The sequence below is a fragment of the Ornithinibacillus xuwenensis genome (genome assembly GCF_039614845.1).
GTDB lineage: Bacteria > Bacillota > Bacilli > Bacillales > Amphibacillaceae > Ornithinibacillus > Ornithinibacillus xuwenensis.
Genome location: NZ_JBDIML010000006.1, coordinates 192,711 through 214,761 on the forward strand (window position 1 = coordinate 192,711; position 22,051 = coordinate 214,761).

Below are 22,051 nucleotides of genomic sequence, written 5' to 3' on the forward strand. Positions count from 1 at the left end.
ATCCATAGGATTCGCCACTTTTTTGTATCAATAATTGAATTCATCGTACAAGCTCATCTTATGTTGAATACAGTCTACTGAACGTTTATTTTATGTTTTCAAGCGCATCCGTGACTTTTTGAACAACTAATCCACTAGCGCCAATTTCCTTAACATTCTCCATCATCATCGCAACCAGAATATCCTGTTCTTCTGTAGGATATCCAACGAACCAGCCATTTTCCTCACCATTTTCATCATCTAGCGTAAGCTTTAATTCTGCCGTTCCAGTTTTTCCAGACATCGGAAAGGATGCCTTTTTTGCATAGCTTGCCGTTCCTTCTAAAACAACGTTTCGCATTGCATCTTTAATAATGCTTGCTTGTTCTGTTGTAACTAGATTTTCTTTCCAAATTTGCCCTTTTTCTTCTGACATAAGAATGGTTGGCTTAAGCATTTTTCCATCATTTAAAAACGGTGTATACATGGTTGCCATGTGCAGCACATTTGTTTCAATTTCTCCTTGACCATAACTTGTATTGGCTAAGAGTACTTCGTCATCTAGTGTCCCTGTGGTGGAAATACTTGATGTCGTAATCGCTAAATCTATTGGTAGTTCTTCACCAAATCCAAATTGTTGTAACCCACTAGTAAGTGCTTCACCGCCCATTTCTACCCCTTTCATAGCAAAATAAATATTATCAGATAGTGTTAGTGCGGTTAATAAGTTGACAGGATTTGCTTGAGCAACTCTTGTAACTTCATAATTTCCCCATTCTTCTCCTTTACCCCAGGTTAAACCTTCAATTTCAATTTCCTCTTCAGGTTGAATGGTATCATTTTGTAATCCAATAGCCGTCGTAATCGGTTTGATAACGGAACCAGGTGCATAGGTTGCACTAAATCGATTGAACATTGGCCGGTTAGGATCATTTTGTAGCTCATCCCATTCCGTTTGGGAAATACCATAGACCATCTTATTTGGATCAAAGGAAGGACTGCTGACAAGGGCAAGAGTCTCTCCCGTTTTCGGGTTAATAGCACTAGCTGTTCCTGGAGCCTCTTCTAATGATTGATAAAGCTCGTCTTGAACTGTGCTGTCGATGGTTGTTTGAATGTTTTCTCCATTTTTCACTTCTGTTTCTGTTAGTGTAATCTCGGAGCCATCCTCTTTTGTAACATAAATCTTAGCACCCTTTTCTCCTTTCAGACGCTCTTCATATAATAGCTCAAGACCAGTTTGCCCAATCATATCGTTAGCTGTATATCTTTCAGGGTCCTTTTCTTCTAATTGCTCAGCGGTAATTTTTCCTACATAGCCAACTAGATGTGCAGCAGCTTCACCTAATGGGTAAACGCGACCTAATGTTTCCTGACCTGCCACCCCTTCAATTTCCCATAGTTGATTTAATAGATCTTGATTAGAATCGGGGACTTGCTTATTTATAGGTACAAAATATTCTGGCTTTACCCAGCTTGCGCTTAAGGCAGTATTAATAGAATCAACAGAAATATTTAATAAACCTGCTAGTTTTTCAATATTAGCTTCTGGATTATCACCTAGTTTTTCTGGGACAATCCCGATATCCAATACGTTTCCATTTAAAGCTAAAGGGAGTAGGTTTCGATCAAGGATTTCACCACGAGTGGGCTCAGTCGTGCTAATACGAATCTCACCACCATCCTTTATTTCAGGAAAGATAAACCCTGGATCCCAGGTGAGATACCAGTTCTTTTCTTCCTCTTCACCTTGTTGAACCAAGCTAGCTTCATATTCAAATGAAATCGGACCCGCCATGGTATCCATTTTGACTGTGAATGGTATCGTTGCATTACCTTCCTCCATCGCATTGTCTAATTGTTCATCTGATAGCTTTGAATAGGTAATTTCAAGGTTCTTAATCTCTAAATCTTCATATATTTTTTGATAGCGATCGATATATTGGTCAGTTGGATACTTTTCCTTTGAATCTGATGTTAACATATCATACATACTTGTAAAATCTTGTTTATTCCAAAGATCAACATATGCATCAAAACGTTCGTGTGGAGTTACCTCATCTTCAGAGCAACCTGCAATAAAGATTACTAGAATAATCGAACAAATTTGTAATAAACGTCTCATTTTAATCCCCCTGAATAACTGATATGCTGCCTAAAAGTAATTATAACATTTTTTCATCTATTTATATGAATAAAGCCACGCTGAATGAACAGGTGGCTTGGTGTTAGTTCGCTTCCATATGAGCTGTAATTTCGTTTGTAATACGATTAAATTCTGTATCTGGTACGATGTAATACCAGGTGCCCCCAATTATCTGACCACTACCTGATATTTCCATTGTCTCAACATTTGCTCTAGTACCGAGATAATTTGTAAATAAATTTTGTATATTATCCATGTTTAAATCTGTGTTCACGTTGTTACCGAGTATACCAAGTATTTCGCCAACCTTTGTAATACTGGTAAAGCTTGCGGCTTCATCGATAGCTGCCGTAATCACCTCACGTTGCCTTTCGTTACGTCCCATGTCGCCTCTAGGATCGTTCTTACGCATCCTTATATAAGAAAGTGCTTCCTCACCGTTTAAATGAATTTCTCCAGTTGGGAAATACACACCATCTTGTGTAAACTCCATATTATTAGTAATCGTGACGCCTCCTAAGGAATCGACACCTTGTTCAAACCCTTCCATATTAACTTTTCCGTAAAAATGGACTGGAACATCGAAGGCCTCTTCTACTGTTTGGATGGATAACTCCACACCTCCAAAAGCATAGGAGTGATTGATTTTATCCATTCCGTGACCAGGGATAATAACATAAGTATCTCTTGGAATGCTTAACATTTTCATCGAGTCGGTGTTGGGATTTAATGACATTAAAATCATCGTATCGGAACGCCCTTTATCACCTTCTCGTTCATCAACCCCGAGTAACAATACATTTAATGACTTTTTATCATTGAATATACCTTTTATTTCTTCCTGACGCTCTGGATCTTCATCTCTTGCTAATGGATTATGCATATCTTCAACCGTGTCATGAAGCTTATCCCAAACGTACCATAGATAACCTCCACCAATTATTAGAATTGTTATTAATATTCCACCAACCCAATATAGCCATTTTCTCTTTTTATTACTATTTTTTCGTTCAGATCTAGACTCTGTCACGTTTTATTCTCCTTAAATTACCTTGTTGAAAAATTGTTAACGATTGGAAATTATTATATCGAATCCTTTAAGCTTAGTCTAATACAAACTACATGATTTACTCATCTGAATTTTGGGTAGTTGGAATCGCGGTAATAATGTATCGATCCGGAGCATTCCCAATAAATGTAAATGGGTAACAGGTTGTCAGCGTTAATACTTCATCTGGTGCTGTTGAACGAATTACAGTTTTATCATCAGCAGATACAATTTCAGTCTGTATAATTTCATATTTAAACTCACCATATGGTAGCTCCACGACCAAGGTATCACCGAGTTCTAATTCCCCCATACGACGGAATACAGTATCACGGTGACCAGATAAAACAATTTGATCGTTCTCAGTGGGAAATGCAGAATCCTTATAATGCCCAACACCTACTGCAAGTTCATCTTCATCCGTACCTTCTACAATAGGGAGATCTTCAGATAGCTTAGGAATATGTAAAATACCGACCTTCTCACCTATTTCAGGATTAAAGTCAGTTATATCATATTGATTGGATTGTGCGTCGGAGGGATATTGCTTTTCTGAGCTTTCCAGCAGAGCTTGGGCCTCTTGTAAGCTCTGATTTTGGGCTTTCTTGGTATTGATTAATTGAACGCCTCCTATTGAAACAAGAACAATTCCGAAAAACAATAAGATGATTGCAATCTTTTTCATGGGACATTCTCCTTATAGGATATTTTTTTTGAACGTCATACTATTCATAAATTGTATCAATTTTTAAAAACCTTGTCATTTCAATATATAGACGTTCTTTGTAAAGAATAAAATATTTTAAAAAAATAGTAAAATTAAGGAAATTAAAGAAAAACTGCAATAATTAAAGTAATACGTTCTTTATAACGAAATTTTGGGGGTTTTTGGAATTTTTCTTTCTATGAGAAATGTCCTATACTTCAACTAGGTTGTTCTTTATAAGAAACAAAAACGACTTATTAAAGAACGATTGTATTTAACTGGTTAGATACATATGAGAGGAGGAGATGGATTTCTAGAGTTTGTCTTCTCGCACTTTTGAAAATGCGAAAGTTCAAAAGTGTATATATGAAGTAGTTTTTTTAAATAAACAATTATTTTAGGGAGGAATTAAGAGATGAACATTAAGAAAAAATTAGGAATGGGTTTAGCGACAGCTGCATTAGGTATTGCTTTAATTGGTGGAGGTACATTTGCATACTTCAATGATGTTGAAGAAACAAATAACACTTTTGCTGCAGGTACATTAGATTTAAGTGTTGATCCATCTGTAATCATTGATGTTGATAACTTAAAGCCTGGTGATACAATGGTTCGTGATTTTTACTTAGTTAATGAAGGTTCTCTAGATATTTCTGCAGTAGAATTATCTACTTCTTATACAGTTGATGACGCTCAAGGTGATAATGTGGATGACTTTGGTAAGCATATCATCGTTCACTTCTTAGAGAACGTTGATAAAACTGGTTTTGATCCAATTGAATGGGATTGGGATTATAACGATGTAATCTCATCCACGACATTATATGATCTACAAAGCATGACTCCAGATGCAGTTGAAAGTTTACAAAATTGGTATAACTTCTTCGGAGAAGATAGTGGCCTTCCAGCTGGAACTTCTGACTACATGTATGTAGCATTTGAATTTGTTGATAATGGTCAAGATCAAAATGAATTCCAAGGTGATGCATTAAACCTTACTTGGACATTTGATGCGAAACAAACTGAAGGTGAAGAAAGATAAGTTGTTTATCGGAGGGGAAGTCACCACTTCTCCTCCCAATCTTATATGTATTCCCAAGAATAAAACATGAGGGTTTATTTTTGTGAATACATATAAATAACGTGTTCTCAATCAAGAAAGGTGGCGTTGTACGTTGAGAAGTAAACGAATAAAAAAATATCGAATGAAAAACCGTGTGTTTTTTATTGTTTCAAAGGGAGTCTTAGCTTGTTACTTGATTATTTTTTCCATGAGCTATTTGACAGACAATACATCTGCTTACTTCATTACGAATAATCAAGTTAATGGTGTTCTTACTGCTGGAGAATGGGAATTGGATATCAATTTAGAATTTCAACAACAAGGAAATCAAAACATTAAAAACTGCCCATCTACTATAACGGTTGTCATACAAAACATCGGTCAAGATAATATGCAAGAAGAAGGCTTGTATGAAGTGTATTATGCCGAAAAAGGTAACCCTAAAAATGGTGTCAAGCTTGATCTATCTGATAGCGAGGGGGTTATACCGGCCCTAGCATCGGGAGAAACGGTGGAGCTTACTTTTTCTGCTAATCAGGAAGGGTTCTATATGTTCAAAGCCTTTTCAAATCAAGAAAAGTTAGATGAGGAATCTACTTGGAGCGAAAAAATAAAGTGTAAGAGTCATAAACAAACAGAAGAACAGTCAGAACCAGTAGAGAATGTAGAAGATTCACAAGAGGAACAACCAACGACCACTCCGACCGAATCAACTGAGGAAAATGTGAAGAAAGAGAATGAGGAAACAAAAACAAGTGAGCAAGAGTCACCTGCTGATGACGCGGAAGCGCCAGATGAACAGGGAGAATCAGAAGCGGATGAAGATGCTGACAAGGCTGAGGAAAACACAGATACAGATAATCCTGTGAACGTAGACGAACCGACTAACCCAGAGGACGGTGAAGGTAATGAATAAAAAAAGAGTCATGAAATGGCTAAATTCAATTGTAACAACGGTTCTATTTTTGTTATTAATCACAGTAGCTACAATGGTGATAACTACAAAAATATCTGGAGGAGATCCAGAGGTTTTTGGGTATCAACTGAAAACAGTTCTTTCAGGATCAATGGAACCAGGGATTAAAACAGGATCTATCATTGCAGTAAAGCCTGGTGGAGATATGACACGATTTGGAAAAGGTGATGTTATTACCTTTAAGGAAGAAGATGATAAATTAATTACACACAGAATAACAGAAGTAATTAATAATGGAAAAGAAACCATGTATCGAACAAAGGGCGATAACAATAATGCAGAGGATCTAAATCCGGTACTATCAGATAATGTAGTGGCTGAATATACTGGTTTCACAATTCCATTTGTTGGATATTTTGTAAACTTTGCTCAGTCCCAAAACGGTGCTTTCCTATTATTAATACCGGGTATTATCGTTCTGATTTATTCTGGCATTACGATTTGGAAAACCGTTATGGCACTAGATTCGTCAAACAAAAAAGAAAGTAAGGAATCCCAAGATAATCGTGTAACCTCATAGTTTATACATGAGAAGCTTGCCTTAAAAGGGGGGAATCGGCTTGAGAAAAGCTCTTCTGTTTAGTATCGCCTTCATATTAACAGCTTTTATTTCCTATCCTTCTGTTTCTGCCGAATCTGATAATAGTATGCTTGCAGAGATTGATATAGGAATACAACCGGATGATGTTCTGTTTGACATTGATAATATGAAACCCGGTGATTGGGCACCTAGAACCATTACAGTTCAAAACATTGGCAAAATGAATCTAGACTACAGTATGCATGTGAAAAATAATGGAAGTACTAAGTTGTTTAATGAATTAATGTTAGAAATTACGGATAGCAGCCAAACAATCTATAGTGGAAAAATTGCTGATTTTGATAACCTTCCCTTACGAAGCTTAAAATCAAGTACTGAAGAAGATTTAGAGATAACCGTACGCTTTCCGGAGCATCTTGGAAATGAATATCAGGGGTTAGATTCGAGTTTCACGTTTATATTTACAGCAGAGGGTACAGAGGATCCGGGTGGTGATAATCCTGGAGAGGAAGACCCAGATGATGGATCTGATACGGATGATAAAGACTATGAGGGTGTGGATGGATCAGTAGACAGTGGTGATGGTGGTTCTGAACTACCGGATACTGCAACAAATATGTTTAACTTTCTATTTATTGGTGGAATCTTAATCATCTCTGGCGGTCTTATTGCTTTATTAGCTCGGAGAAATAAGCTCGAAATTTAGTTCCTATCGCCTACAAAACTAGTTAGTATTTGACAAAACAAGACACCCAAAATTTGTTTATTATTTAGTATAATGGACTTACAAATAATTCTATCATCTATTTAAAAGGCAAACCCATTGAAAAGTGGGGACGCAAAGTCACAGGTCTAAAGCGCGCTAGGCTATGATGGCTGGATTGCATGTGGATGCCAATGGGGGACGGGAATTTGAATAAAACTGTTACGGAAGTGAATCTAGATTATGAATGGGTAGCATTAATCAGAGAAGCAAAGGCACAAGGGATGTCGGTAGAGGAGATAAGAATTTTCTTATCAGAGGCAATCAAGAATACATAATTCTTTTGCAGAAAAAAATGTACTTTATATAGAACTACTCACCTGTTTGTGATATAATTCGCCTTAAGAGGTGAGATAACTTGATCGGTGAAAAAATAAAGCAATTACGTAATGAAAAAAAGATGTCCATATCTGAATTAGCTGAAAAAGCCAATGTAGCAAAATCTTATTTAAGTTCAATTGAACGTAACCTCCAGTCAAATCCATCGATCCAGTTTATTGAAAAGATTAGTTCTGTATTAGGTGTTTCTGTAAATGAATTAATTAATGAAAATAAACCAGGTGATTTACAAGATTTAGATGGCGAATGGCTTCAAATCGTCAAAGAAGCAATGGATTCAGGTGTATCCAAGCAGCAATTTAAAGAATATCTTGAATTTAATAGATGGAGAAATAAGCAACACTAAGCCGTAGTTATCCTGCGGTTTTTTTGTTTTGAATAAAAGTAATAAGAAGGGACAAGCAGGGTGGAGTAATGAACAAATATATGTATTGGTTATTACCGATTAGTTGGATGGGAATCATTTTCTTTTTTTCATCACAACCTTATGAAAACCAAGATATAAAACCTTTATTAAGCAATGTTTCTGATTTAGCTTTTTTAGAACCGTATGTACGATCAATTCATTTTACGTATCATCATACTGTGATAAGTACAGAGGCTTTAGGAATAAATGGGTTTGTAGAATTCTTTATACGAAAAGGTGCACATTTCGCTGCTTTTTTCATACTAATGCTATTAATTACGATTGCGATTCGTAATACAACTAGTTGGAAAATGCGGATGCGATGGATGGTTTCCTTTTTGATAACCGCAGCATATGCTATTAGTGATGAATTGCATCAAGGTCTAACGCCGAATCGTACGCCTTATTTTGGGGATGTATTAATTGATGTTTTGGGGGCTTTAATAGCTTGCTTAGTTTTTATTATTCGGGCAAGAGGATCCAAGGCGACGTGAGATAACATTTTTTCATACAAATGAAAAATTTTGTGGTATGATATTCATATTGTACAAACATAAACTACTAAGGCGGGTAATTTAATGGTGGAGCGTGAGCTATTTAAAAATATGATGAAAAAAGTAATTGATGACACGGAAAAGAATAAAATCCAATCTTCCGAAGAATTAATTCAAACATTGATTAGAGAAATTAACGGTAAAGGTATTGTAGCGAAAAATAAACAAATCGTAAACTAGCACACTACTATTGCAAATACTAGTTGCTTGGGGGCTATTTCTTTAAACAGAATTAGTCCTTTTTGTATGGATGTTTCTTGTCAGATTGTATGCACAAGAAACATCGTTTAAAGCATCTCTGGCAGAAAAATTTGATAGATTGAATACACTTCCTTTAAAAGATAAACTACGCTCTACAGAAAAGCGTCATTGATTTGAAAAGAAAAGCTTCTATAACTAAAAGGAAGTTTCGTTGGTTTAGGTGTTAGGGTTTTGGATCGGAAGCATCAATTTCTACGTATTTAGCTTCTATTTCTTGTGTTTCAGCTTGATCATTCGTTAAGTCTACTATCCAATCCTGAAATGCTTGCTCATATCCATCTTCTACATAGACAATAAATACGACTTTCTCTAAGTACTGAATGGTTTCAAGGATATGCTCGGAATTACGTAGCATGTTTTCTAGCTTTCCTAAAAGGGTGTAGTCAACGGTTATGGAAAATCCTTTCATTAATTGTCTTTTTACAACACCTATTTCTTGTAATGTTTGGGATGTTGTTCCGCCATAAGCACGTATAAGTCCACCTGCACCAAGTTTGATTCCTCCAAAATATCTTGTGACAACAACAACGGTATCCTTTAGCTGTTGTTTTTTCAGCACCTCTAATATTGGAACACCTGCTGTGCCACTAGGTTCACCATCATCATTTGCTTTTTGAATTTGGTCATGTTCTCCAATAATATACGCAGAACAGTTATGTGTTGCATCCTGATATTTTTTCTTAATTTCTTGTATGAATGCTTGTGCTTCTTCCTCTGTTTCTACACGCTTAATAGTACCAATGAACCTCGACTTTTGAATGACGATTTCATGGTCGCCTCCATCTTTTTTAACTGTGAAATAACTAGAAATCAATGGAAAAAATCCCCCTTTATGTTCGTTATAGTGTATAATGAGTAAAAAGAATGTTTTATTCTATTATATAGTGGGTATTAATAGCTATTGTTCTAAAAAAAAGATAACATTCCTAGGAAATTTTCTTAAATAATTTCCGAATAACCCTATAAAAAGTAAACTGAACCACGTATAATTATACCATAGGTTGGTGAGTGCCGATGGCAGTGAAAACTAGGGAAAAAGATTTAGATTTTATAGTTGATGAAATGGTTGACGTTGTAGAGAATAGTAAGGATGAGATTTTTCATATTAGTGAGGAAGCTCGTTCAGAGCATGAACAATTGTTAAAGGAGCTTGATTATACCAAGCAGAAGGTCTTACAGTACATAGATGATGGAGACAAGCTCGAACAAAATGTTCGTTATTCTCGTAGGCGTTTATCAGAAGTGAGTAAGTATTTCGATCGCTACACGGAAGATGAAATACGCGAGGTTTATGAAACAACTCATGAACTTCAAACAAAGCTTGCAATGCTTCGACAAGAAGAAAGAGCTTTACGAACAAAGCGCGATGAAATTGAGAGAAGACTTCAAAATTTGGATCAGACGATTAAACGTGCAGAGAATCTAGCAAATAAAATATCGGTTATTCTCACATATCTTACAGATGATTTTAGGCAAGTAAATGAAATGCTTGAAGAAGCAAAAGAAAAGCAGGAATTCGGTCTTCAAATTATTGAAGCACAAGAAGAAGAGCGTAAACGAATTTCGAGGGAAATACACGATGGACCTGCACAAATGCTTGCTAATATTTTATTGCGATCTGAATTAGTAGACCGGACCTTTCGAGAAGGAAGTCCTGAAGATGCTCTGAATGAGATCAAGAATGTGCGTAAAATGGTAAGAACTTCTTTATATGAAGTGCGCAGAATCATTTACGATCTTCGACCAATGGCCCTTGATGACTTAGGGCTTATACCGACAATCAAGAAATATATTGCGACGATAGCTGATTATAACAATATCAAAATAGAATTTCTTTCTATCGGTGAAGTAAAGCGGATTAATCAGAAATATGAAATAGCGTTTTTTAGGTTAGTACAAGAAGCAATTCAAAACGCTGTGAAACATTCAGAGGCTACATTGATTACTGTGAAAATTGAAATTTGTACAAAAAATCTAAACCTTATTATTACCGATAATGGGAAAGGGTTTGATCCGGATATTAAACGCGATAAGTCCTTTGGCTTAATGGGAATGAAAGAGCGGGTCGAAATGTTTGATGGTACAATAGAAATTAATTCTGCAATTGGAGCAGGAACAAAAATAATTATACGAGTACCCTATGAAAGGGCTCTTGTCTAATAATAATATAGATAGAAAAATATAGACAATGTCTATCATGTAAACGTAATAGGTATAACGATATTACGTATTGGGGAGGAAGAGGCAATGAGTTTTGAAAAGACTGTTAACATTGTTTTAATTGATGATCATAAGTTATTTCGAGAAGGGGTTAAACGTATTTTAGAGTTTGAACCATCTTTTAATGTAGTAGCTGAGGGCGATGATGGCATCATGGCATCAAAGCTTGTGAAGGAACATAATCCAGATGTGGTATTAATGGATATTAATATGCCGAACATGAATGGTGTACAAGCTACAGCAGAATTAGTTCGTAATCACCCTAAATCAAAAGTAATCATATTGTCAATCCATGATGATGAAAGTTATGTTACCCATGCTTTAAAGACGGGAGCACAGGGGTATTTATTGAAAGAAATGGATTCAAATTCACTTATTGAAGCAATTAAAGTTGTTAGTGAAGGAGGATCTTATCTACATCCGAAGGTAACACATAATCTTGTACAAGAATATCGCCGTCTAGCGAAGGAAACGGTTACCGTTGGTGTAGGAAGTCGAGTGGAATACCATCGTCCTTTACATTTATTGACGAAGCGTGAATGTGAGGTACTACAATTACTAGCAGATGGGAAAAGCAATAGAGCTGTTGCAGAGGCGCTATATATTAGTGAGAAAACAGTTAAAAACCATGTTAGTAACATCTTACAGAAAATGAATGTAAATGACCGTACACAGGCTGTAGTTTCTGCTATCCGAAAAGGCTGGGTAGAGGTGCTCTAAGAACTGACGAATAATTAATAAAGTCTTGATACAAATATTGTATCAAGGCTTTATTAATTTCTCAGGAAGTATGGTCTTCAAAGCGCGACATATCATGATGCATTTTTTGGGACATTCATGTAAAATATAATAAGCATACGCGAGAAAGTAACTGGAAGTTAATAATTTGGGGAGGAAGGTAAAAAAATATGAAGGTTGCTGTAATGACTGACAGCACAGCTTATATTCCGAAGGATATGCGTGAAGCATATGGAATACATATGGTGCCGCTTAGTGTAAACTTTGGGGAAGAAACTTTCCAAGAAGAAGTTGATTTGACAACGACATTCTTTTATCAAAAGCTAAAAGAAGAAAAAGAACTACCTACTACTTCACAACCTGCAATCGGATTGATAACCGAAAAATTAGAAGAACTAAGTAAAGACTATGATGCAGTAATCTCCGTTCATTTATCGAGTGGTATTAGTGGAACATATCAAGCAGTTGTAAGTGCTGGTGATATGGTTGAAGGAATTGAAATGTTTGCTTTTGATTCAGAGATTAGCTGTATGGCACAAGGCTTCTATGCTTTAGAGGCAGCAGAAATGGCAAAAGAAAATAAAACAGCAGAAGAAATTATGGAGCGCCTTAATGAAATGAAGAAAACCATGCACGGTTATTTTATGGTGGATGAATTAACCAATCTACACCGTGGAGGTAGACTAAATGGTGCACAAGCACTAGTTGGTAGCTTACTACAGGTGAAGCCTGTTCTGCATTTTGTAGATAAAGTAATTGTACCATTTGAAAAGATTCGTACTCGTAAAAAAGCACTAAATCGAATATTAGGTATGCTAGAAGATGATGCGAAAGAAGACAAAGTAGCAAAAGTAGTATTTATACATGCAAATGATGAACAAGCAGCAATTGACATTAGAGATAGTTTTCAAGAAAAGTACCCAAATACAGAAGCATTAATTAGCTATTTTGGTCCGGTTATCGGAACCCATGTGGGGGAAGGTGCAATCGGAGTTTGTTGGTATTATAAATAAAGCAATCATTTTTATATTATATTTGTGGACTGCTAGACGAGAGGTATTGGCAGTCCATTATGCTTATCGAAATGAAAAGAAAGTGAGTGAAGCAATGTCCACTAACAATTTCCCCATAATTTCCTCTTCAGAAGAAGACTACTACGCAAAAAAATACGATGGAAAAATCTTGCTTAAACAAGAACTCCCTCTTGAATATGACTCCGATAGTGATATATTCATACCACTCCCTTCTATTAAAAAATCGTTATTTCATTTTAAGTGTCAACGCTGTGGAAATAAGAAGCAATCATTATTTGGTATCATTCCATGTACTTCCTGTAACAAGACTCATGTATATTGCAGAAACTGCATTGAAATGGGAAGAGTAATGGCGTGTGAATCATTATATATTTGGCAAGGGTCTACGGCGAAATTTCCGGTATGGGATTCTCCATTAACATGGGATGGTACTCTTTCAAGAGCACAAGGAAATGCTTCTAACCGTATTGTACGAGCGATTAGGGCCAAGGAAAAGGAGCTTCTTGTTTGGGCAGTATGTGGCGCTGGGAAAACAGAAATGCTGTTTACTGGAATTGAAGCTGCATTACAACTTGGCTTACGTATATGTATAGCAACTCCACGTGCAGATGTTGTGCGAGAATTAAAGCCAAGAGTGCAGCAAGCATTTCAAAGCGTTGCAATCCAAGCCCTATATGGTGGGAGTGAAGAGAAGGAAGGAACGGCACAGATTATTATTTCCACCACCCATCAACTGCTTCGTTATTATAAAACATTTGATGTCATGATCATTGATGAAGTTGATGCATTTCCTTATCATAATGATTCTGCATTACCTTTTGCTGTTCGGAGAGCTGGTAAGGATGGGCACACTACCATATATTTAACCGCAACACCGCGTAACAATCTACGTTATCGTATCGCAATAAATAAACTTCCACATATATTTGTTCCAACACGCTTTCATGGATACCCTCTTCCTGTACCTACGTTACAAATATTGTACTCCCTAAAAAAGAAATTAAAACAGCAAGTTATCCCCACCCCCTTAATCTCATGGATAAATGAAAGGAAAAACCCTAGCCGTCAGGTCCTTATTTTTGTTCCGACTATATCGCTTGCGAGTGAGCTCGTCAAAAGCTTATACGATCGATTGAAAAGTGATCCAATGTATGTGAAAAATACTTGTATTGAATCCGTTCATTCTGAAGACGAAAAAAGAATCGAAAAGATTACCAGGTTTCGAAATAACGAAATTAAAATATTGATTACAACATCGATTCTGGAACGTGGTGTGACCTTCCCTTCAGTAGATGTGATGGTGCTACACGCTAACCATTCTGTTTTTGATGAGGCAGCCTTAGTACAAATTGCAGGTAGAGCTGGAAGAAGTGCAGATGATCCTGACGGTGAAGTAGTGTTTTTTCATGATGGGAAATCAATGGCTATGGTTAAAGCCGTCCGCTCAATTAAGAGGATGAATAGACGAGGGGGATTTAAGTCATGAATTGTTTGTGGTGTCATGATGAAATGATAATAGAGATTGATTGGAAAAACCTATTTATCCCACCGCAGCCTTCTGCTTTATGTGTAAGATGTGCGAAGGGTCTCGATGAGCTTACTGGTAATCGCTGTCAAAAATGTAGTAGAATAACGGATGATAAGGTATGTAAAGATTGTCTGTGGTGGGAAGAATATTCTAGACAAGATGATCCTATTGATTTTAATTATTCTGTCTTTACTTATAATAATATGATGAAAGCTATCATTGCAAAATGGAAATACCGTGGAGATTATCAATTAGGATATGTGTTTCAGAAGCCTTTTACAGAGCATTTTCGAAAAGTTTTCACAACGAAAAAGGGAGCTATTGTAGTTCCGATTCCTTTAAGTGAAGAAAGAATTAACGAAAGATGCTTTAATCAGGCGATGATGTTAGCGAGTTTTTTACCTTTTGAAATGGTGGAGCTCTTATCGCGAATCCATGGTGAAAAACAGTCGAAAAAGTCCCGGTATGAAAGACTTTCTACTCAAAATCCATTTATCATCAAGGAAAGTGTAAACAAACCTGTAATTCTTGTCGATGATATATATACAACTGGTACTACGTTACGTCATGCAGCCGAACTTTTGAAGAAAAACGGCTGTCCCATTATATATACCTATACCTTAGTTCGGGGTTAACTTAGTATGCTATAATAGAGAATCGAGGAGAATGAGTTATGTCAGATTTAGCGAATTGCGTCCGTTGCGGCAAGATAATCGTAAAAAATTTACGTGATGTATGTCGAGATTGTTATAAAGAGGAAGAAGCGGACTTTCAAGTGGTGTATAGTTTTTTAAAGCAACAAAAAAATAGGGAGGCTACATTAACCCAGGTTGTAGAGGCAACTGGAGTAGAAGAATCCCTTATTACGAAGTTTATTAAAGAGAAGCGTTTGCGAACTTCAATGTTTCCTAAACTAGGCTATCCATGTGAAAAATGTGGTTCGAGTATTGTTACTGGTAAATTATGTTCATCTTGTGCAAAAACGTTAAAAAGTGATTTAGACAAGGTTGAACAAATTGAAAAGGTGGCCGAACGCAATCATGAGTCAGAGCAAAAGAAAAGTGTATACTATACACTAGATAAACATCGTAGATAATGATTAAATATTTTTTAAAATATGCCGATACTATAAATATAACTATGTTCGTCTTATTAGACTGCAATATTTCATCACAAACGAGGTGATTAAATGAAAGTTAATGGACCAAATCAAACTAATTTTAATCCATATAAGAATCAGATTCAAAAACAAACGGATTATAAAAAGAATGTACAGCAACAAGATCAATTAGAGATTTCTACACAGGCAATGCAACTACAGGAAAATACGAAAGTGAATGCAAAGCGTGAAGCTTATGTACAAGAAATTAAGAATCTTGTTGAATCTGGACAATATGAGATTGACTTTGAAAAAACTGCTAAGAAAATGATCGACTTTTGGTCGAAGCAATAAGAGGAGGACAGTCTTGTGTCCCTAAACGTGATTATTGAGAAACTAGAAAAGCTAACAAGTATACATCAACAGCTTTTAGAGCTCTCATTTGAGAAAACAACAGTAGTTAAAGAAGGTGCTGTTGATAAGCTGCAGGCCATATTAATCAAAGAACGGAAATTTGTTCAACAATTGGAACAAGCAGAGGATAATCGTAAAAAAGAAGTTGACGCATGGTTTTTAGAGCATAATCTAAAACTTGATGAAGCAACAATTACCAATATGATTAATCATCTTGATGCTTCTGAGAAAAAGGAATTAGAAGAAAGTGCTGTACGGTTATCTGAAGTTATTCTCAAATTGAAGCAGCAAGAACAATTGAATATGGCTTTAATTCAACAATCAATGCAATTTGTGCAACTTTCAATTGATTTGATGAGCCCTTCCTTGAAAAATATGAACTATGGAAATAAGGCAGATAAAGACCAATCCACTATAAATCGATCCGTTTTTGATTCAAAAGCGTAAAAGATAGATAAAAAGTTTCGAGAAGGAGAAAAACTATGAGTACATTTCATGGGATCGAAATGGCGAAAAGAGCGCTATCGACTCAACAATCGGCGTTATATACCACAAGTCACAATATTTCAAATGCGAATACAGAAGGTTATTCAAGACAACGTGTAAACTTTGAAACTTCAACGGCATATCCTGCTGGCTCTCGTAATCGTCCACAGATTCCTGGGCAACTTGGAACTGGTGTACAAGCTGGCTCTGTAGAACGTATTCGTGATAGTTTTCTAGATTTACAGTATCGTTCCGAAAACAGTAAAACAACTTATTGGGAAACAACATCAAAATCCTTGTATCGTATGGAAAGTTTATTAAATGAACCATCTGAAGGTGGTCTAGCTAATACAATGGATAAGTTTTGGCAGTCGCTACAGGATTTAGCAGTAAACCCAGAAGACACGGGTGCTAGATCAGTTGTTGTTCAACGAGGAATTGCTGTTGCAGATTCATTTAATTATTTAACTGGTTCACTAGAATCAATGCAATCTGATATTCGTAAGGAAATCGATGTTACGATAGATGACGCAAACTCCATCATACGTCAGATTGATCGAATTAATAATCAAATTAAAGAGCTTGAGCCCCATGGCTACTTAACCAATGATTTATATGATGAGCGTGATCGACTAATTGATGAGTTATCTGGTGTTGCTAACATTAAGGTTCATCGTGTTGAAAGTGCGGAGAGTTCTCCTGATATAGCAGCTGGATTAACAAAAATTGAATTGGTAGATGACACTGGAAAGTCATATCCGACACCTGTGTATTTAGTAAATCCGAGTTCTACTAACGGCTCTACGTATCAAGAATTTTCATTAGATCCAAGTGCAGAAGTAAATGAAATTGCTATTGGTGGAACGGTTACAACGCTTTCGTCTGGTTCACTGAAGTCGTTGGTGGAAGTTCATGGCTACGGTACACCTGTTGACCCAACGGCTGCAAATGCTCAATCTATTACGTTTAATAACATGATTTATAACCTACAACAAATGGCTAATGAGTTTACAGAAAAGTTTAACGAAGTTCATGCAGTGGGTACTGATTTAGCTGGTAATGCTGGACAAGCATTTTTTGACTTTACGAATAATGTTATGTCCGTATCACAAGCAGTTATCGATGATCCGTCATTAATAGCAGCAAGTAGTAATGGTTCAAATGGAAATGGAGAAAATGCGTTGGATTTAGCAAAGGTAATGGATACTCCTTTAGCAGATAATGCTTTAGGAGAGGATACTTCTATTAAAGGCTTCTATGAAGGAATCATTGGTAGATTAGGAGTTGCAGCCCAAGAGGCAAATCGAATGGCTGAAAATACGAATGTACTTCGTTCTCAGGTAGAGGAACAACGTGCTTCTGTAAGCTCCGTATCACTTGATGAAGAAATGTCCAATATGATTAAATTCCAGCATGCTTATAATGCGGCAGCAAGAAGCCTAACGGCGATGGATGAAATATTAGATCGTATTATCAATAATATGGGATTAGTAGGAAGGTAGGGATTTTAAGTGCGCGTAACGCAATCAATGCTATCAAATAATATGCTACGCAATTTATCCAATAGCTATTCTAATTTGGGAACATATATGGATCAATTGACAACGGGTAAAAAAATTAACCGTCCTTCTGATGATCCTGTAGTTGCAGTAAAAGGAATGGATTTCCGTAGTCAATTAATGCAAGTTGAACAGTATCAACGTAATACAAATGAAGTCCATAATTGGATGGATAATTCAGATGAGTCTTTGGACCAAGCAACACAAGCATTACAGCGTCTTCGGGAACTAGCTGTTCAAGCGAGTAATGATACGTATGATGATGAGGAAAGAATAAATATTAAAAAAGAAGCTGAGCAATTGAAGCAGCACCTAGTAGATATTGCAAATACGAATGTAAATGGGAAATATCTATTTAATGGAACAAAGACTGATGTAGCACCTGTTCCCAATCCTTTAGTAGATACGAATACGATAGCAATCGATACGAATTCTGTGAATATTGAAGTATCTAGTGGAATTCAAATAAACGCTAATGTGAAAGCAGATACTATATTCGGTAAGGACGCATTTGATCGAATTGATTCCTTTATTACTGCATTGGACAGTGGGTCTCAAGCTGATATTCAAAGTAGTATTGATGCAATCGACGAGAATATCACGAATGTTATTAATGCTCGTGCAGATCTTGGTGCAAGAATGAACCGTATTGACTTAATTGATAATCGATTAGGATCACAAGAAATATCTGCAACACAGATGATGTCAGAAAATGAAGATATTGACTATGAAGAGGTAATTACAAAGTTAATGACACAAGAAAGTGTTCATCGTGCAGCACTTTCAGCAGGATCTCGAATTATTCAACCTACTTTACTTGATTTCCTAAGATAATAGCCCTGGCCCGAAAAGGGTTCAGGGTTTTTTATCTTTATTTAGGGGAGGATATAGATGGAAATACCACAAATTCGTATACAGTCACAGATGGCCAAGATAAATATTTCAACCCAATCGGGAAAGCAAGAAATACGCCAGCCCAAGGCAGATTTATCTATTCAACAGCCTCGTGCCGAAATAACGATGAAAACAACACCATCGAAATTATCAATTGATCAAACGCAAGCTTGGGAAGATATGAATATTCGATCAATTGAACGATTTAATGAAAAAGTGGCTCAGGAAGCTAAGCAAGCAGCATTGGAAGGAATGGGCAGAAGAGCATCTCAAGGAACGGAACTTATGAAAATCGAAAACAAGGGAAATCCTTTAATAAGTCAGGCGTTTACGAATGCGCATGATCCGATGCGCGCATTAGGGATTAAATTTATTCCATCTGTGTTTGCTGTAAAAATAAATTATCAACCATCAGATGTTCAGATTGACGTGAAAGCAAATAAACCAATCATTGATGCTACCGTGAATAAGCCTGAAGTTAATTACATACCAGGTTCTGTTGATATTAGCATGGCTCAATATCAAGATCTGGAAATAGATTTTGTAACGGAAAAATTGTAAGGTTCTCTGAATTAGAAGGACTGTTTAGTTGGCAGTGCAGCAATAGATTCACCAGATTTTAAGTACTGCTCGAAAAGTCTGTTAATGAAGGAAGGATGAGTCATATGAAGATACAAACAAAATACCTAGGTGAAGTAGACATAGAGGATTCAACCATCGTTAATTTTCCATCCGGAATACCAGGTTTTGTGGAAGAGACTGAATTCGTGCTGTTAGATATTCCGGGAAATCCTGTATTTCAGTTTATGCAATCCGTCCATACATCACAATTAGCTTTTGTTATTACAAATCCGTACCATTTTTATAAAGACTATCAAATTGAATTAGATGATGTGACGTTAGAATTGTTGGATATTAAACAAGAGAATGAAGTACTGGTACTAACAATTGTAACGTTAAAGGACCCTTTTCTCACCAGTACTATAAATTTAAAAGCGCCAATAATCATTAACCAGAAAAAAATGATCGGTAAACAATATATACTGAACTCGGATGAATATCCTAGTAAGGCTTCTATTCAATCGACCGCTGAGAAAGGAGTGTAGTGATGCTCGTTCTAACACGAAAGCTTAATGAAGCAATTCAAATCAGTGATGATATTGAAATTAAAGTTTTAGCAATCGAAGGCGATCAGATAAAACTGGGTATCGCAGCACCTAAATCGATAGAAATATACCGGAAAGAGATATATGTAGATATACAAAACCAAAATAGTGAAGCCGCAAATGTTTCGGCAGATCTACTAAAATTATTAAATGAGAAATCATAAACTCGATTGCTTCTTGCACTAAACTTTTTTAATGATTAATCCGATATAAAAATAAACATGTAAGGAGATGCTTGGGGGATGCGAGTAGATTCATTTATAACTGGAACACAACCCTTGCAGAACAGTAACAACAATAGTGTCACATCAGAGATACAAACTGTCGTGCAGGACAATCAACAAGGGGATATTGTAAATCCATACGAAGGAAAGCCTTCTAAAAATGATGTAAAAATGGCCGTGGATAAACTAAATGATTTCGTTGAGCCGTTAAGAACTAATCTGAAATTTGAATTACATGATGAACTCAATGAGTATTATGTGACCATAGTTAACCCAGATACCAACGAGGTAATAAAGGAAATCCCATCAAAGAAGGTATTAGATATGTATGCTGCTATGGCGGATTACATGGGATTTTTAATAGACAAGAAGATATAGAGAGGTGTTTATAAATGGTAATGCGTATCGGAGGATTAGCATCTGGAATTAATACAGATGAAATTATAAGTAAACTTATGCAAGCAGAGCGTGCTCCATTGGATCGTATGGAGCAAGACCGTACGCTTCTAGAATGGAAACGAGACGGTTTTAGAGAAATCTATCAAAAGCTGTATGACATGGATCATAATTTGATGCTAGACATGAAAAAGAAAAGCACGTATACGTCCAAGTCGGTTAGTTCTTCAAATGAAGCAGCGGTTACAGCAACTGCGAATTCAAATGCACAAAATGGTGCGTACACAATAAAAGTCGGTTCATTAGCGACTTCAGCCATTAATGTTGGGGGATCATTAGATGATCTTGGGGCAGATTTTGATCCAAATAAGACATTAAGTGAACAAGGAATAAATCCTGGTACTATTTCTTTCAAGACATTTGATAAAGCAACGAATGCGATGAAGCAACATGATATTGTTGTCGAAGCGGATGATTCTCTAAATGACGTATTGAAGAAAATTACAGATGGCGATAATAATGCACGTGCATTTCTCGATCAAACATCGAATAAAGTTATTATTGAAAGTACCAGAACAGGTAATTATAATACTGCTGGCTATGAAATTGATTTTTCTGGCGATACCTTCTTTACAGATACATTAAATTTGACACAATCAAATGAAACGAATGGAACAGATGCTACATTCACCTATAATGGCGTTGAGTTTACTTCCAAGAACAATTCATATACGTTAAATGGCGTAACGTTTGAATTTAAAAATGTTACAGGTGATCAAAATGTTAGTTTAACTGTCGATAATAACGTTGACGCAGCATTTGATTCTATTATGAACTTCGTTGATAAATATAACGAGATTGTCGAAATGGTTACTACCTCTCAACAAGAGGATAAATATTATGATTACAAGCCTCTAACGGAAGAGCAAAAAGAGGGAATGGAAGAGAAAGAAATAGAGCTTTGGGAAGAAAAAGCGAAGAGCGGGATACTTCGCGGAGAAACCATTTTAACCTCTGGACTATTTGATATGAGACAGTCTTGGTATTCCAATGTGGATACTGGCGGAGAGATTACGAACTTAACACAGGTTGGAATCAAAACTTCTGCTAACTATATGAACGGTGGTAAGCTAGAGGTCGATGAGGAAAAATTAAAAGATGCACTTCGGGATAATCCTGAAGATGTGTATAAGCTATTTTCCAATTCAACAACTGATCCAAATGATCCAAGTCGGGGATTGATAAATAGACTAGAAGACTCAGTAGAATCTACGATGAAGAGTCTTGAGGAACGTGCTGGTAATTCGACTAGTACCTTAGAGAATTACACATTAGGGAAGCGAATAAAAGACTTAAATACCAGGATTTCAGATTTTGAAGATCGTCTCTTGACAGTCGAGAATCGATATTGGAGCCAATTCAATGCGATGGAGCAAGCAATATCACGTCTAAACAATCAGTCAACACAATTACTGTCACAGTTTGGTGGATAGTCCAACCATGACAATTTT

27 protein-coding genes and 1 riboswitch are annotated in these 22,051 nt (G+C 36.3%); of the genes, 23 read left to right on the forward strand and 4 right to left on the reverse strand.

All coding sequences use genetic code 11. The features are described 5' to 3' along the window. Positions 1 to 85: 85 nt before the first annotated feature. The 3 genes from ABC228_RS16135 to ABC228_RS16145 form a co-directional block, all read right to left on the reverse strand. On the reverse strand, positions 86 to 2,104 hold the full coding sequence (locus ABC228_RS16135) for a penicillin-binding transpeptidase domain-containing protein (protein WP_345826207.1): 2,019 nt from the start codon (positions 2,102 to 2,104) through the stop codon (positions 86 to 88). A 103-nt stretch (positions 2,105 to 2,207) separates the two neighbouring features. Then, positions 2,208 to 3,155 carry an LCP family glycopolymer transferase gene (locus ABC228_RS16140; protein ID WP_345826208.1) on the reverse strand — a complete coding sequence of 316 codons (948 nt, stop codon included), beginning with the start codon at positions 3,153 to 3,155 and terminating at the stop codon, positions 2,208 to 2,210. A 97-nt stretch (positions 3,156 to 3,252) separates the two neighbouring features. Further along, a complete protein-coding gene (locus ABC228_RS16145) occupies positions 3,253 to 3,858 on the reverse strand; it encodes a class D sortase (RefSeq protein ID WP_345826209.1) in 606 nt (201 codons plus the stop codon). Positions 3,859 to 4,294: 436 nt separating this feature from the next. Here ABC228_RS16145 and ABC228_RS16150 point away from each other — a divergent pair, with 436 nt between their 5' ends. The 8 genes from ABC228_RS16150 to ABC228_RS16185 all read left to right on the forward strand — a co-directional run bounded on the left by ABC228_RS16150 (position 4,295) and on the right by ABC228_RS16185 (position 8,701). After that, positions 4,295 to 4,921 carry a TasA family protein gene (locus tag ABC228_RS16150; protein ID WP_345826210.1) on the forward strand — a complete coding sequence of 209 codons (627 nt, stop codon included), beginning with the start codon at positions 4,295 to 4,297 and terminating at the stop codon, positions 4,919 to 4,921. A gap of 133 nt (positions 4,922 to 5,054) precedes the next feature. Next, positions 5,055 to 5,858, forward strand: coding sequence for an amyloid fiber anchoring/assembly protein TapA (gene tapA, locus ABC228_RS16155; RefSeq protein ID WP_345826211.1), 804 nt, complete (start codon positions 5,055 to 5,057; stop codon positions 5,856 to 5,858). Then, on the forward strand, positions 5,851 to 6,438 hold the full coding sequence (gene sipW, locus ABC228_RS16160) for a signal peptidase I SipW (RefSeq protein WP_345826212.1): 588 nt from the start codon (positions 5,851 to 5,853) through the stop codon (positions 6,436 to 6,438). Before tapA ends, sipW begins: the two co-directional genes overlap by 8 nt. Before the next feature lie 40 nt (positions 6,439 to 6,478). Further along, on the forward strand, positions 6,479 to 7,165 hold the full coding sequence (locus ABC228_RS16165; protein ID WP_345826213.1) for a TasA family protein: 687 nt from the start codon (positions 6,479 to 6,481) through the stop codon (positions 7,163 to 7,165). Between the two features lie 97 nt (positions 7,166 to 7,262). Continuing rightward, positions 7,263 to 7,348, forward strand: a riboswitch (cyclic di-GMP riboswitch). A 23-nt stretch (positions 7,349 to 7,371) separates the two neighbouring features. After that, complete coding sequence (locus ABC228_RS16170; RefSeq protein ID WP_345826214.1) at positions 7,372 to 7,500, forward strand: anti-repressor SinI family protein; 129 nt, start codon at positions 7,372 to 7,374, stop codon at positions 7,498 to 7,500. 80 nt (positions 7,501 to 7,580) lie between these two features. Then, positions 7,581 to 7,907, forward strand: a complete 327-nt coding sequence (locus ABC228_RS16175) for a helix-turn-helix domain-containing protein (RefSeq protein ID WP_345826215.1) — start codon at positions 7,581 to 7,583, stop codon at positions 7,905 to 7,907. Positions 7,908 to 7,975: 68 nt separating this feature from the next. Then, complete coding sequence (locus ABC228_RS16180) at positions 7,976 to 8,461, forward strand: VanZ family protein (RefSeq protein WP_345826216.1); 486 nt, start codon at positions 7,976 to 7,978, stop codon at positions 8,459 to 8,461. A gap of 84 nt (positions 8,462 to 8,545) precedes the next feature. Then, the gene (locus ABC228_RS16185; RefSeq protein WP_345826217.1) at positions 8,546 to 8,701 is read left to right on the forward strand and encodes a hypothetical protein; all 156 of its coding nucleotides are present in this window, start codon (positions 8,546 to 8,548) and stop codon (positions 8,699 to 8,701) included. A 244-nt stretch (positions 8,702 to 8,945) separates the two neighbouring features. On the opposite strand, the gene ABC228_RS16190 is transcribed toward ABC228_RS16185, so the two are convergent. Then, a complete protein-coding gene (locus tag ABC228_RS16190; protein ID WP_345826218.1) occupies positions 8,946 to 9,596 on the reverse strand; it encodes a YigZ family protein in 651 nt (216 codons plus the stop codon). Between the two features lie 200 nt (positions 9,597 to 9,796). Here ABC228_RS16190 and ABC228_RS16195 point away from each other — a divergent pair, with 200 nt between their 5' ends. The 15 genes from ABC228_RS16195 (at position 9,797) to ABC228_RS16265 (ending at position 22,033) form a co-directional block, all read left to right on the forward strand. Then, a complete protein-coding gene (locus ABC228_RS16195) occupies positions 9,797 to 10,942 on the forward strand; it encodes a sensor histidine kinase (protein ID WP_345826219.1) in 1,146 nt (381 codons plus the stop codon). 87 nt (positions 10,943 to 11,029) lie between these two features. Then, positions 11,030 to 11,722 carry a response regulator gene (locus ABC228_RS16200; protein ID WP_345826220.1) on the forward strand — a complete coding sequence of 231 codons (693 nt, stop codon included), beginning with the start codon at positions 11,030 to 11,032 and terminating at the stop codon, positions 11,720 to 11,722. 188 nt (positions 11,723 to 11,910) lie between these two features. Further along, positions 11,911 to 12,753: a DegV family protein gene (locus ABC228_RS16205; RefSeq protein WP_345826221.1), complete on the forward strand. Its 843-nt coding sequence runs from the start codon at positions 11,911 to 11,913 to the stop codon at positions 12,751 to 12,753. A gap of 370 nt (positions 12,754 to 13,123) precedes the next feature. After that, positions 13,124 to 14,260: an ATP-dependent helicase ComFA gene (locus tag ABC228_RS16210; RefSeq protein WP_345826222.1), complete on the forward strand. Its 1,137-nt coding sequence runs from the start codon at positions 13,124 to 13,126 to the stop codon at positions 14,258 to 14,260. Next, the gene (locus ABC228_RS16215) at positions 14,257 to 14,937 is read left to right on the forward strand and encodes a ComF family protein (RefSeq protein ID WP_345826223.1); all 681 of its coding nucleotides are present in this window, start codon (positions 14,257 to 14,259) and stop codon (positions 14,935 to 14,937) included. The genes ABC228_RS16210 and ABC228_RS16215 overlap by 4 nt, the downstream gene beginning before the upstream one ends. A gap of 38 nt (positions 14,938 to 14,975) precedes the next feature. Then, a complete protein-coding gene (locus tag ABC228_RS16220; protein WP_345826224.1) occupies positions 14,976 to 15,398 on the forward strand; it encodes a TIGR03826 family flagellar region protein in 423 nt (140 codons plus the stop codon). Positions 15,399 to 15,491: 93 nt separating this feature from the next. After that, entirely contained in the window at positions 15,492 to 15,755 is a 264-nt protein-coding gene (gene flgM / locus ABC228_RS16225) for a flagellar biosynthesis anti-sigma factor FlgM (protein ID WP_345826225.1), read from the forward strand. 15 nt (positions 15,756 to 15,770) lie between these two features. Then, positions 15,771 to 16,262, forward strand: a complete 492-nt coding sequence (locus tag ABC228_RS16230) for a flagellar protein FlgN (RefSeq protein ID WP_345826226.1) — start codon at positions 15,771 to 15,773, stop codon at positions 16,260 to 16,262. Between the two features lie 35 nt (positions 16,263 to 16,297). Further along, the gene (gene flgK / locus ABC228_RS16235; RefSeq protein WP_345826227.1) at positions 16,298 to 17,803 is read left to right on the forward strand and encodes a flagellar hook-associated protein FlgK; all 1,506 of its coding nucleotides are present in this window, start codon (positions 16,298 to 16,300) and stop codon (positions 17,801 to 17,803) included. A gap of 9 nt (positions 17,804 to 17,812) precedes the next feature. Continuing rightward, a complete protein-coding gene (flgL, locus tag ABC228_RS16240) occupies positions 17,813 to 18,694 on the forward strand; it encodes a flagellar hook-associated protein FlgL (protein ID WP_345826228.1) in 882 nt (293 codons plus the stop codon). A 57-nt stretch (positions 18,695 to 18,751) separates the two neighbouring features. Then, positions 18,752 to 19,315 (forward strand): DUF6470 family protein, encoded by a 564-nt coding sequence (locus ABC228_RS16245; protein ID WP_345826229.1) that lies wholly within the window; start codon positions 18,752 to 18,754, stop codon positions 19,313 to 19,315. A 104-nt stretch (positions 19,316 to 19,419) separates the two neighbouring features. Beyond that, positions 19,420 to 19,860: a flagellar assembly protein FliW gene (gene fliW / locus ABC228_RS16250; protein WP_345826230.1), complete on the forward strand. Its 441-nt coding sequence runs from the start codon at positions 19,420 to 19,422 to the stop codon at positions 19,858 to 19,860. 2 nt (positions 19,861 to 19,862) lie between these two features. Continuing rightward, entirely contained in the window at positions 19,863 to 20,084 is a 222-nt protein-coding gene (gene csrA, locus ABC228_RS16255; RefSeq protein WP_345826231.1) for a carbon storage regulator CsrA, read from the forward strand. 78 nt (positions 20,085 to 20,162) lie between these two features. Further along, positions 20,163 to 20,522, forward strand: a complete 360-nt coding sequence (gene flaG, locus ABC228_RS16260) for a flagellar protein FlaG (protein ID WP_345826232.1) — start codon at positions 20,163 to 20,165, stop codon at positions 20,520 to 20,522. 14 nt (positions 20,523 to 20,536) lie between these two features. Further along, positions 20,537 to 22,033 carry a flagellar hook-associated protein 2 gene (locus ABC228_RS16265; protein ID WP_345826233.1) on the forward strand — a complete coding sequence of 499 codons (1,497 nt, stop codon included), beginning with the start codon at positions 20,537 to 20,539 and terminating at the stop codon, positions 22,031 to 22,033. Positions 22,034 to 22,051 lie beyond the last annotated feature (18 nt).